Origin of the sequence: Sphingobacterium spiritivorum (assembly GCF_016725325.1) — a bacterium.
Lineage (GTDB): Bacteria > Bacteroidota > Bacteroidia > Sphingobacteriales > Sphingobacteriaceae > Sphingobacterium.
The window spans coordinates 5,089,965-5,102,486 of record NZ_CP068083.1; the positions used below are offsets into that span (position 1 = coordinate 5,089,965).

General features: G+C 40.5%; 10 protein-coding genes and 1 riboswitch. Of the genes, 6 read left to right on the top strand and 4 right to left on the bottom strand.

Annotation, left to right across the window (positions count from 1 at the left end; translation table 11 throughout):
• Window positions 1–8 precede the first annotated feature (8 nt).
• From gyrA to I6J02_RS21490, 3 genes are read left to right on the top strand one after another with little or no spacing between them, the layout of a single operon-like run.
• Window positions 9–2,555 carry a DNA gyrase subunit A gene (gene gyrA, locus I6J02_RS21480; protein ID WP_201679798.1) on the top strand — a complete coding sequence of 849 codons (2,547 nt, stop codon included), beginning with the start codon at window positions 9–11 and terminating at the stop codon, window positions 2,553–2,555.
• 6 nt (window positions 2,556–2,561) lie between these two features.
• Window positions 2,562–3,668, top strand: a complete 1,107-nt coding sequence (locus I6J02_RS21485; RefSeq protein ID WP_201679799.1) for a tetratricopeptide repeat protein — start codon at window positions 2,562–2,564, stop codon at window positions 3,666–3,668.
• A 2-nt stretch (window positions 3,669–3,670) separates the two neighbouring features.
• A complete protein-coding gene (locus I6J02_RS21490; RefSeq protein ID WP_201679800.1) occupies window positions 3,671–4,840 on the top strand; it encodes a tetratricopeptide repeat protein in 1,170 nt (389 codons plus the stop codon).
• 84 nt (window positions 4,841–4,924) lie between these two features.
• On the opposite strand, the gene I6J02_RS21495 is transcribed toward I6J02_RS21490, so the two are convergent.
• Both I6J02_RS21495 and I6J02_RS21500 read right to left on the bottom strand, forming a co-directional pair.
• Window positions 4,925–5,113, bottom strand: coding sequence for a hypothetical protein (locus I6J02_RS21495; protein ID WP_201679801.1), 189 nt, complete (start codon window positions 5,111–5,113; stop codon window positions 4,925–4,927).
• 724 nt (window positions 5,114–5,837) lie between these two features.
• Window positions 5,838–6,872: a quinone-dependent dihydroorotate dehydrogenase gene (locus tag I6J02_RS21500; RefSeq protein WP_201679802.1), complete on the bottom strand. Its 1,035-nt coding sequence runs from the start codon at window positions 6,870–6,872 to the stop codon at window positions 5,838–5,840.
• Window positions 6,873–6,922: 50 nt separating this feature from the next.
• Here I6J02_RS21500 and I6J02_RS21505 point away from each other — a divergent pair, with 50 nt between their 5' ends.
• Window positions 6,923–8,839, top strand: coding sequence for an ABC-F family ATP-binding cassette domain-containing protein (locus I6J02_RS21505; protein WP_201679803.1), 1,917 nt, complete (start codon window positions 6,923–6,925; stop codon window positions 8,837–8,839).
• A gap of 69 nt (window positions 8,840–8,908) precedes the next feature.
• Here the strand turns inward: I6J02_RS21505 and I6J02_RS21510 are convergent, their stop codons facing one another.
• Window positions 8,909–9,262 carry a nuclear transport factor 2 family protein gene (locus I6J02_RS21510; protein WP_201679804.1) on the bottom strand — a complete coding sequence of 118 codons (354 nt, stop codon included), beginning with the start codon at window positions 9,260–9,262 and terminating at the stop codon, window positions 8,909–8,911.
• 55 nt (window positions 9,263–9,317) lie between these two features.
• Complete coding sequence (locus I6J02_RS21515; RefSeq protein WP_201679805.1) at window positions 9,318–11,099, bottom strand: ABC transporter ATP-binding protein; 1,782 nt, start codon at window positions 11,097–11,099, stop codon at window positions 9,318–9,320.
• A gap of 192 nt (window positions 11,100–11,291) precedes the next feature.
• Between I6J02_RS21515 and mazG the strand changes: the two genes are divergently transcribed.
• Both mazG and thiS read left to right on the top strand, forming a co-directional pair.
• A complete protein-coding gene (mazG, locus tag I6J02_RS21520) occupies window positions 11,292–12,098 on the top strand; it encodes a nucleoside triphosphate pyrophosphohydrolase (RefSeq protein WP_201679806.1) in 807 nt (268 codons plus the stop codon).
• Between the two features lie 58 nt (window positions 12,099–12,156).
• Window positions 12,157–12,251: riboswitch (TPP riboswitch) on the top strand.
• Between the two features lie 64 nt (window positions 12,252–12,315).
• Window positions 12,316–12,519 carry a sulfur carrier protein ThiS gene (thiS, locus tag I6J02_RS21525; protein ID WP_201679807.1) on the top strand — a complete coding sequence of 68 codons (204 nt, stop codon included), beginning with the start codon at window positions 12,316–12,318 and terminating at the stop codon, window positions 12,517–12,519.
• Window positions 12,520–12,522: the final 3 nt, after the last annotated feature.

Genomic DNA, 12,522 nt, shown 5'->3' on the forward strand with positions numbered 1-12,522 from the left:
AACTTAATATGGCTGAAGAAACAGAAAACGAAAACAATTTATCGGCTAATGGCCGAATAATCCCTATTAATATTGAGGACCAGATGAAAGCTGCTTACATCGATTATTCGATGTCAGTAATTGTTTCCCGTGCACTACCTGATGCACGTGATGGTCTTAAACCTGTTCATAGGCGTGTGCTTTACGGCATGCTGGATCTGGGAGTTACCAGTGGCAAGCCTTACAAGAAATCTGCCCGTATCGTCGGTGACGTCCTCGGTAAGTATCACCCGCATGGTGACTCTTCTGTATATGACGCAATGGTACGTCTGGCTCAGGACTGGAGTATGCGCTACCCATTAGTAGACGGACAAGGAAACTACGGATCGATTGACGGAGATCCTCCGGCAGCGATGCGTTACACTGAAGCAAGATTGAAAAAAATTGCGGAAGAAATGCTGTCTGACATCAACAAGGACACTGTTGATTTCAAATTAAACTTTGACGACTCTTTGGAAGAACCAACAGTGCTTCCAACTCGTATCCCTAATCTTCTGGTCAACGGTGCTTCCGGTATTGCTGTAGGTATGGCAACCAATATGGCTCCTCATAACCTGTCAGAAGTTGTAGACGGAACAATAGCCTTTATCGACAACCGCGAAATTGAAATATCTGAATTGATGCAATATATCAAAGGTCCTGACTTCCCTACAGGAGGTATTATCTATGGATATAATGGCGTCAAGGAAGCTTGCGAAACAGGACGTGGACGCGTAGTCATGCGCGCAAAAGCAGAGATCGAAACCACCAAATCCGGACGGGAGTGCATCATCGTTACCGAGATCCCGTATCAGGTGAATAAAGCGGATATGATCAAGCGTACTGCCGAACTCGTCAATGAGAAAAAGATCGAAGGTATTTCGGAGATCAGAGATGAATCGGACAGAGAAGGTTTCCGTGTTGTATACGATATCAAACGTGATGCAAATGCCAATGTTGTATTAAACAACTTATATAAATATACCGCCCTACAAACCTCATTTTCAGTAAACAATATCGCTCTTGTAAAAGGAAGACCGATGATGATGAATCTGAAAGACATGATCCACGAATTTGTGGAACACCGTCATGAGGTCGTTATTCGCAGAACCAAATTTGAACTTGCCGAAGCAGAGAAACGTGCTCATATTCTGGAAGGATATCTGATTGCACTGGATCATCTGGATGAGGTTATCAAACTGATACGTGCTTCCGAAACTCCGGAAGATGCCCGTACAGGTTTGATGGAACGCTTTGCTCTTTCAGATCTTCAGGCACGTGCTATCCTCGACATGACCTTACGTCGTCTTACAGGACTGGAACGCGATAAGATTAAAGAAGAATACAATGAATTGATGAAGACCATTGAATACTTAAAAGAAGTTCTTTCTGATGAGGGTCTGCGTATGAAAATCATCAAAGACGAGCTTTTAGAGATCAAAGATAAATATGGTGACGAACGCCGCTCTATCATAGTGCATTCTGCAGAAGATATGCGCATGGAAGACTTTATCGACGATGAAGAGATTGTCATCACCATTTCACATAACAGTTATGTAAAACGTACTCCGCTATCTGAATACAAAAGACAGGGACGCGGTGGTCGCGGTTCCATTGGAACAAACACCCGTGAAGAAGATTTTACAGAGCATATCATTACCGCTTCCGCGCATAATTATATGTTATTCTTTACTGAAGCTGGACGCTGTTTCTGGCTGAGAGCCTTTGAGATACCTGAAGGAAGCAGAACTTCCAGAGGACGTGCTTTACAGAACATCATCAATATTCCGAAAGATGAAAAAATCAAAGCTTACATCAAAGTAATCAATCTGAAAGATCAGGAATATCTGGAGAACAACTTCATTATTATGTGTACCAAAAAGGGTACAATCAAGAAAACATCTCTTGAAGCTTACTCCCGCCCTCGTGCTAACGGTATCAACGCAATCAACATCAACGAAGGTGACCAACTGATCGAAGCATGTCTGACCGACGGAAGCAGCGAAATAGTTATGGCGCTGCGTTCGGGAAGAGCGATCAGATTCAACGAATCGACCGTGAGACCTATGGGAAGAACAGCTACAGGTGTAAGAGGAATCACGCTGGCACACGAAAAAGACGAGGTTGTTGGCATGATTAGTGTTAATAATCCGGAAGTAACTGTACTTGTCGTTTCGGAAAAAGGATATGGTAAACGTACGGATATCGAAGATTACAGGGTAACCAACCGGGGTGGTAAAGGTGTCAAAACCATCAATGTCACAGACAAAACCGGTGAACTTGTTGCGATTAAAGATGTGACCGACAGCGAAGATCTGATGATCATTAATAAATCAGGAATTGTCATTCGTATAGGAGTAGCAGACTTAAGAGTAATGGGTAGAGCTACCCAGGGTGTTCGGTTGATCAATCTGAAAGATAATGATGAAATCGCTTCTATCACTAAAGTAGAAAGAGAAGAAGAGGAAGAAATCACAGATATCGAAACAGAAGGAGAAGACGGTGAAAATACAAACATCGATACCACTGAAGAATAAAACATCATGATGAAGAAAGTTTTAATAGCTTTATTAATATTTACCTCATTCAGCTTAACTGTTGTTGCCCAATCCAATATAAAGGAGGGCAACAACAGTTTTGCCTTATATACCAAAACCGGAGATATCAAAAATCTGGATAATGCACGTAAATTTGCCGATGCTGCTTTTGCCAACAAAAGAGACTCAGCGCAGGTCAAAAATAATATTTTACGTGCACTGGTATATAGTTCTTATGCCGTAACCGATTCGCTGCGCAAGCAAAAGTATCCTTCAGATCCGATTGACATTGCACAGGCATCGCTCAAGCTGATTGATAAAAAGGGTGGGAATGATGAATTCAGAACAGAAATCAGCTATGTAAAACAGAATCTGGTCTCTGCACTTATCTTTAAAGCCAATAAAGCCCTTAACGAGAAAAAATACAAAGAAGCTTATTCATATTACGAGCGTGTAGACGAATTAAGTGCTGACAATGCTGCTGTAGCCAGTAATCTGGCTGTACTGGCCGTGCAGAACAAAGACTACACTAAAGCTGCAGAATTGTATGAAGGCATCATTCAGTCCGACAAAGTAACACCAAACGATTATCTGCAACTTGCAAATGTTTATACAATACAGGATAACAAACAGGCTACTTTAGACGTTCTGAGTCAGGGAAGACAACAGTTTCCAAAAAGTAAAGAAATACTGTTTGAATTGATTCAGGTATATTCAAATAATAAATCCTATGATGCTATTGTGCCAGTAATCGATGAAGCTATATCCTACGAGCCGGAAAATATTGAAATGAATTACCTGGCCGGATATGCAAATGAATCTATTAACAATATCGCCAAAGCAAAGGATTATTATGAAAAAGTAATTCGTCTGGATAAAAATAATTATGAAGCCAATCTGGCTTTAGGATTGATTTATCTGAAGGATTTTCTGGCAAACAAAGATAATAATGAAGCGCAGTATAATGCGCAGAACTATCTTTTGAAAGCAAATGAGATAAAACCTTATGCAATTAATGCATTAAAATCACTGGCTTTGTATTACGAAGCTGCTGATGATATGACACAATTGGATCGTGTCAATTTATTATTGAACCAACTTACAAATAATTAAACATGAACATTAAAAGAACAATAGTTTTATCCGTACTGTTATCTGCAGGAACATTTGTTTTTGCACAAACGGGAAACTTAAAAAAAGCAAAAGCGGCAATTGCTAAATTTGAAGAACTGAAAGGTGCTGGACAAGCTAAATTAGGAGAATCTAATTTAAAAACAGCTTCTGAGGCGATAAACGAAGCTATTGCTCATGAAAAAACAAAAGATCTGGCGGAAACCTGGACATACTACGCTTTAGTAAACGCAAACTATGCATCCATTAACAATTCTGCTGAAGATGCACAGAAAGCGGAAGAAGGAATCAAAAAAGCTACTGAATTAGATACCGATAAGAAAAATGCCGACAACATTAAGGTAGCAACTCAGATCTTAGGTCAGTATAACTTCAATCAGGGAGTTGCAGCTTGGGAGAAACAAGATTTCCAAAATGCTTACAAATCATTCGATAAAGGACTTGTGTACCTTCCGGGAGATACAACATTGACTTATTATTCAGGTCTTGCTGCGATTCAGAATAAGGATTACAAAAGTGCAATTGAAAAATATAAATTGCTGATCCCTGAAAAAACATTTTCTAACCACAAAAGTGTATTAGTAGATTTGCCTAAACTTTATCTTTCGGCTTTGGATACTACAAGTGCATTAGAATATGCAAGTGTCGCTGCTAAAGAATATCCTACAGACAATGCTGCTGCTGTTCAGAATATCGAACTTAACCTGATCGCAGGTAATGAGCAGAAAATCGTTTCGGATATCGAAAGTCAGCTGGCAAAAGATCCTACAAACAAAACATTATTCTACTATCTGGGTATAGCACGCAGTGCTACAAAAGAAACAGACAAAGCATTGGAAGCATACAAAAAAGCGATCGAATTAGATCCTAATTATTTCGAAGCAAATACAAATGCTGCTGTTACTATTATGAATTTGGTTAGAGAAGATATCAACAAAGCAAACAACGACCGGTCATTGAAACCAGCAGAATACAATGCTGCTGTAGCTGCTGCTAAGGACAAACTAAAACCAGCTTTACCTTATTTGTTAAAACTGGTAGAATTAGAGCCTAAAAATGTAGATTCGTTAAAATACCTGAAAAGTTACTATGACTTCATTCAGGATGAAGCAAAAAGTAAAGAAGTGCAGGCAAAAATCGATGCTTTAAACTAAGCTCCGGTTGCTATAATAAAAAAAAGACGTCCCGAAATTCGGGACGTCTTTTTTTTACAGCCAGTTTTTCAAGCAAGCACATTCTCAAAGACAGAGGTTATAAGCCAATACAAAAACTTCCTCCTCCTCTACAGTTGGCGAGGATCCCAACTGACGCAGAAGCATTTTCTTTGCATATAGCAGATAACGGATGAGGTAAGCTGACTTCGTATCCTGTCGTGGTTGAGGTGCATACACAGGCTTTTTAAGTAAGCCTCTTTCTCTCCTTTTCAAGGAGAGATCCCGATGGAATCGGGAGAGAGGTTATAAGCTAATACAAAAACTTCCTCCTCCTCTACAGTTGGCGAGGACGCCAACTAACGCAGAAGCATTTTCTTTGCATATAGCAGACAACGGATGAGGTAAACTGACTTCGTATCCTGTCGTGGTTACTGAGGTGCATACACAGGCTTTTTAAGTAAGCCTCTTTCTCTCCTTTTCAAGGAGAGATCCCGATGGAATCGGGAGAGAGGTTATAAGCTAATACAAAAACTTCCTCCTCCTCTACAGTTGGCGAGGACGCCAACTAACGCAGAAGCATTTTCTTTGCATATAGCAGACAACGGATGAGGTAAGCTGACTTCGTATCCTGTCGTAGTTACTGAGGTGCATACACAGGCTTTTTAAGTAAGCCTCTTTCTCTCCTTTTCAAGGAGAGATCCCGATGGAATCGGGAGAGAGGTTATAAGCTAATACAAAAACTTCCTCCTCCTCTACAGTTGGCGAGGACGCCAACTGACGCAGAAGCATTTTCCTTTGCCATATAGAAGATAACGGATGAGGTAAGCTGACTTCGTATCCTGTCGTGGTTACTGAGGTGCATACACAGGCTTTTTAAGTAAGCCTCTTTCTCTCCTTTTCAAGGAGAGATCCCGATGAATCGGGAGAGAGGTTATAAGCCAATACAAAAACTTCCTCCTCTATACAGTTGGCGAGGACGCCAACTAACGCAAAAGCATTATTTTCCGGCCTTGAGTATTCCCTTACAGATATCAGAGATCAACCCGGGGCCTTCATATATAAATCCGGTATACACCTGAATCAGACTCGCTCCGGCATCCAGCTTTTCTATTGCATCCTGAGCGGAATGTATTCCCCCTACTCCTATTATCGGAAAGGAACGACCTGATTTATCCGCCAGATACCTGATCACCTCTGTAGAGCGGTTTGTCAGGGGCCGTCCGCTTACGCCTCCGGTTTCTTTGACCAGATTCGGATCACTTTGTAAGCCGTCTCTGGATATGGTAGTATTCGTTGCAATAACACCTGCAATTTGAGTTTCCTGTACAATCTCTACAATATCATCCAGTTGACTATTCGTCAGATCCGGAGCGATTTTAAGAAGTATAGGTTTTGAAATGCCATCCTTACTATTGATATCCATCAACTGACGCAAAATGTTCATCAGTGGCTCCTTTTCCTGCAGATCACGCAGTCCGGGGGTGTTAGGCGAACTTACATTCACAACAAAGTAATCTACATAGTCAAACAGTGCTTTGAAACAGTAAATATAATCCAGAACAGCGTCTTCATTTGGAGTTATTTTATTCTTACCTATATTCCCGCCGATAATAATATTACCTCTTTGCTTCAGATGTCTCAGTCTTCCTGCTGCGACATCAGCCCCCTGATTGTTAAAACCCATACGGTTTATGAGCGCTTTATCAGACACCAATCGAAACATACGTGGTTTATCATTGCCTGGCTGAGGTCTCGGTGTAACGGTACCGATCTCTATAAAGCCGAAACCAAAGTTGACCATTTCATCAATGTACTCTCCATTTTTGTCGAAACCAGCCGCCAGACCAACCGGATTTTTGAATTTTAATCCGAATACTTCGCGTTCCAGGCGTTTATCCTCTACCGTATAAATAGATTTCAATAAGGATTTTGCCCCCCATATTTTCGTGAACGTTTGCAATCCTCCTGTTACGGTATGATGGGCAGATTCAGGGTTCATGGAGAAGAAAAATGGTTTGATCAGTTTGTACATTTTGCAAAGGTAGAGAAAGAAGCATAAATTTCACTATTTTTGCACCTGAAATGATATCTATAAATAATTTAACATTTGAAATTGGCTCCCGGGCATTGTACGATGAGGCCAGTTGGCATATCAAACCAGGAGATAAAGTCGGTCTGATCGGAGCTAACGGTACCGGTAAATCAACTTTATTGCGCCTTATCGTCGGACAGTATACACCGACTTCGGGAACGATTTCTATGGCCAAAGACTTAAAAATTGGTTATTTAAACCAGGATTTATTGTCATACCACTCTGATAAAAGTATTTTACATGTAGCGATGGAGGCTTTCGAACGCCAGAATCAGCTTCATACAGAAATAGAAAATCTCCTGCAAAAACTAGAAACTGACTATTCGGATGAAATCCTGAATAAACTAAGTGATAAGCAGATGGAGTTCGAAGCACTGGACGGTTACAACATCGAGTTCCGTGCACATGAAATACTGGCGGGTCTGGGATTTTCAGAAGATGAGCAGAAGAGACCCTTAGCCACCTTCTCCGGAGGATGGCGCATGCGTGTCATGCTGGCGAGGATCCTGTTGCAGACACCTGATATTCTTTTATTAGATGAGCCTACCAACCACATGGACTTACCTTCTATCAAGTGGTTAGAAAACTATCTGCAGGCATTTGAAGGAGCCATTGTCATCGTTTCGCACGACAGGTATTTCCTGGATGGTATTATCAAGAAGACAGTAGAGTCCCGTAAAGGAAAATTGACGCTTTATGCCGGTAATTACAGCTTCTATCTGGAAGAGAAAGCACTGCGCAGTGAGATTCAATCCAATCAATTCAAAAACCAGCAGGCAAAAATTAAACAGGAAGAACGCCTTATCGAACGCTTCAGAGCCAAAGCCTCAAAAGCAAAGATGGCACAATCCCGTATTAAGGCATTGGACCGAATGGAGAAAATTGATGATGTGGATGATGACAATCCTACGGTCAACTTTCAGTTTAAATTTTCCAAACCATCCGGACGACATGTTGTCACGCTTGAAAACATAAGCAAATCGTATCCGAATCTGGAGATTCTGAAAAACACGGACGGACTTATAGAAAAGGGTGATAAAATTGCGCTCATCGGAGCTAACGGTAAAGGAAAATCTACCTTGCTTCGTATTGTAGCTGATGCAGATCATGAATACACCGGAACCAGTACAAAAGGTCACAATGTTTCACAAACGTTCTTTGCACAGCACCAATTAGAAGCTTTGCATCTGGAGAACTCCATTATTGCGGAAATGCAGGCTTTTGCACCCAAACATACCGAAACAGAACTTCGATCCATTCTGGGATGTTTTCTGTTTTCAGGTGATGATGCATTCAAAAAGATCAAAGTGCTTTCCGGAGGAGAAAAGTCACGTGTAGCACTGGCGAAGGCCCTTACCGCTGATGCCAATTTTCTGGTACTGGATGAGCCTACCAACCACCTGGATATGCAGTCGGTCAATATTCTGATACAGGCCTTACAACAATATGAAGGTACATTAATCGTCGTATCTCACGACCGTTATTTCCTGGATCATGTAGCCAATAAAATCTGGTTTATTGAAGACAAGGAAATCAAAGAATATCCGGGTACTTATCAGGAGTATGAAGAATGGAATGCCAAACGCATCCTGAATCCTGCCGAGAAAAAACCTGAGAAGAAAGTAGTAGCAGAACAACCTAAAAAGGTAAAAATCGCTCCTACAGAGGATAAATTTAAAGTTATCAGCAAAAAAAATAAAGAATTAGCTGTACTTGAACAGGAGATTTCCGAAAAAGAGAATGAGGTGAAATTTTTAGAGAATGAAATTGCAAAAGAAGAAATCTATTCGGATGCGGTCAAACTTCAGGATCATACCCGCCGGTACAATTCTGAAAAAGCCTTGCTAAACCAGCTACAGAAAAACTGGGAAGAGCTGGCTGAAGAAATCATGGAACTCGAAGGATAACTTGTCCGAAGAAACCTTTAGCATGATCTCCTTTTTTAGCGGAGAAAATCATGCTAAAGGTCTTTTTACCTATTTTTCTGTCATAGTATACGTTCGGATTACATGCAAGTGATCCAGATCATCAAAGTCATAAACCGTACAGATCTGCCTTACCTTCTCTCCCGTTTCTTCATTACCAAAAGCTACTTTCGCCTGGATAACGACATTATTATCATCCTCAATAACATTAATGATATCCAAAGTAACCTGACCGGTGGTATCTGAAGCCTTCAACTCTTTACTGTACGCCACTAAAGCAGCCTTTCCTTTTAATACTTCCTTTTCACTGATATGCCACTCTACGTAATCTGACAAATGAGGAAGGACAAGATCAAAATCAAGAGACGAAAATGATTCAGCTATTTCTCTATGTGATGGTATCATATATTACTTTATTTATTCTGAACAGTTCATTCTGCTCTCCGTATTATATAACAATCTATTCCCGTATAGAGTTTGTTATTTTATCGATATTCAGACTATTTGCCATTGCCATAAAGATTTTATAATACGTTCCTTTCTGTTCATACAGTTCCTCATGCGTCCCATCCTCCATGACCTGTCCTTTCTCCATCACGATGATGTGAGAAGCATCTATAATCTGAGAGATACTATGAGAGACAATAATTACTGTTCTACCCACCTTTATAGCATCCAGACTATTTTTTATCTGTTCAGTAGCAATAGCATCCAGATTAGCCGTCGGTTCATCCAGAAAAATAATCGGGGGATTTTTGAGAAAGAGACGTGCAATAGCTATCCGTTGCTGCTGACCCCCAGACATCAGGTGCGCCTCAGATTCATATCCGTCCGGCAACTCCAGTACCTGATCATGAATATACGCCTGTTTTGCAGCATACACCACTTCTTCCATAGTAGCATCAGGTTTACCATAGCGGATATTTTCTGCAACCGATCCTTTAAAAATATGATTGCGTTGCAAGACCAGACCAATATTCTCACGCAGAAAAGCCGTATCATATTCGGCCAGATCTACCCCATCCAGCAAAATCTGTCCTGAAGATGGTTCATAAAATTTATCCATCAGGTTGATAACTGTACTTTTGCCAGCTCCGCTCAGTCCGACAAGAGCTGTAATGTCATTAGGCCGGATAGTCATATCTATGCCTTTCAGCGCTTTTGTTCCGTTAGGGTATTCAAAGGATACATTTTTAAGTTCTATCAAACCTTTGATACGTGCAGGACGGTATTTGCCGGACTGCTCAATCTCTTCATCAGATTCCAGTATCTCAAAAAAACTCTCCGAATAGATCAATGCATCATTGACCTCATCATAAATACGGTGCAACTGTCTGATCGGTGCCGACACATTGTTGAATAGCATTACATGAAACATAATGGCCCCAAGGGTCATCTGACCGTCTAATACAAAATAAGCCGTCAGAATAATGACAATCACGATTCCGATCTGTTCTATAAAGCTCTTGATACTATCAAACAGAAAGCTTGTTTTTCGCGTTGCCATCTGATTTTCTGTCATTTCATACTGAATCTTTTCATGACGGTCTGCTTCCAGTCGCTCTCTGACAAACGACTTGATAACATTAATCGAATCAATGAGGTTGATAATCTGATTACTCTTATTTTCCCGGTATCTGCGCATATTACGACGAAAACCACTCAACCGGTTTGCCTGTACCTGACTAACGTAAAAATATATCGGCACGATCAATAGCCCGACAAGTCCTACATAAAAATTAGCAGCAAACATACAGGCAAGAGCCACAATAGCATTTGCGAATAAGGGCAATATGTCAATAAAGAAATTCTGAACCAGACGTGTCAGGCTGCTGATTCCGGAATCTATCCGTGTCTGCAGCTTACCTGATTCATTTTTGGAGGATGTATAAAAAGCCATACGGTAGCTGAGTATCTTCTCAACGATCAGTTGGGCAAAATCCCTTGCAATATAGATTCTCAGCTTTTCACCATAAAATTTCTGTCCGAACTGCACACAGGAATAAATGATCTCCTTTAATAACAAAATGATTGAAATAACAGTCAGCAGATAAAGTCCTTTAGATAAAGGCTGTTTCGCCACCAGCAGATTACTGATAGAGTCTACTGTATATTTAAGAATGAAGGCGTTTACCTGTGCCGCAAAAGAACCGATAACAGTCAGGATCAGCGTATAAACAATAAGATTCTTATACGGTTTCGCAAATGGAGTAATCTTCTTTAACAAATTAGAAATGGTCATACAGAATATTCAATGTGTAATAACGGGTACAAACTTCGGAAAATACGATGTTGTAAACATTGACAATTATCAAAAAACAACTTCATAATAACTTACTGTACCACATATTTGTTTGTTTAATACCTTTAAAATTCTACAATATTTACGACTGTCCCCAACAATATCCGTAACTTTAACCTATAATTTTAGTCTATGGCACATATTCCTCCCGTTCCGCAATACAGTCCTGCTACGGCCTTTCAACGTTTACTCGATGTCCTGTACACATTAAGGTTGGAATGCCCCTGGGATAAGAAACAGACAATGGAGTCTCTGAGACACCTCACTATCGAAGAAATGTACGAACTTACGGATGCTATTCTGGATGAAGATTATCCCGAAATCAAAAAAGAACTGGGAGATGTCATGATGCACCTCGTATTCTACGCCCGTATAGCAGAAGAGCAAAACAGATTTACCCTGGTGGATGTAATCAATGCAGTCTGCGACAAACTGATTAACCGTCATCCGCATATCTATGGGGAAATAGAGGTAGAAAATGATGAACAGGTAAAATCTAACTGGGAAGCCATCAAGTTAAAAGAAGGAAATGCATCCGTACTCTCAGGTGTCCCCAAAGGATTGCCTGCATTGGTAAAAGCCTACCGTATACAGGATAAAGTAAGAGGTGTAGGCTTTGACTGGGAGGATAAAAAACAAGTCTGGGAAAAAGTTGAGGAAGAACTGGCCGAATTTAAAGCGGAATTTAACATCGATAACGGAGTAGCAATTGATGCTGAAAAAGCGGAGGGCGAATTCGGAGATTTGCTGTTTTCACTGATCAACTATGCGCGCCATGCAGGTATCAATCCGGAAAATGCCTTGGAACGAACAAACAAAAAATTCATAAAGCGCTTTACATACCTGGAAGAAAAAGCAGCTGAAAACAACCAGAAACTGCAGGATATGTCCTTAGCAGAAATGGATGTCTACTGGAACGAAGCTAAAAAAATCAAATAGTTATATAAACTTAAAATATGCATATAGATTTTTTTATCTCATAAAAATCCATATGTTTGTAATACTTTAGGGGTGTCTGCGAGAGCAGGCTGAGAATTACCCTTTGAACCTGATCTAGTTCATACTAGCGTAGGGAAAAGTAGATGACTGACCTGTGTACCCGTACACACCGTAGCCATTCCTAAAGTAAAATTTATCACTTTTAAACTTTAGGAATATGAACTTTACCCTCAACGGTCAGACCAAACCCCTTCTTTCTCCACTCACATTAAAGCAATTGCTGGATCAGGAAATTCCGGATAAACAGACTGGTATTGCTGTAGCTATCAATGATCAGGTCATCCCAAAAGATCAATGGACTGGTCACACCATTCTATCTAATGACAATATTCTCATCTTCACTGCCGCTCAGGGAGGTTAATTC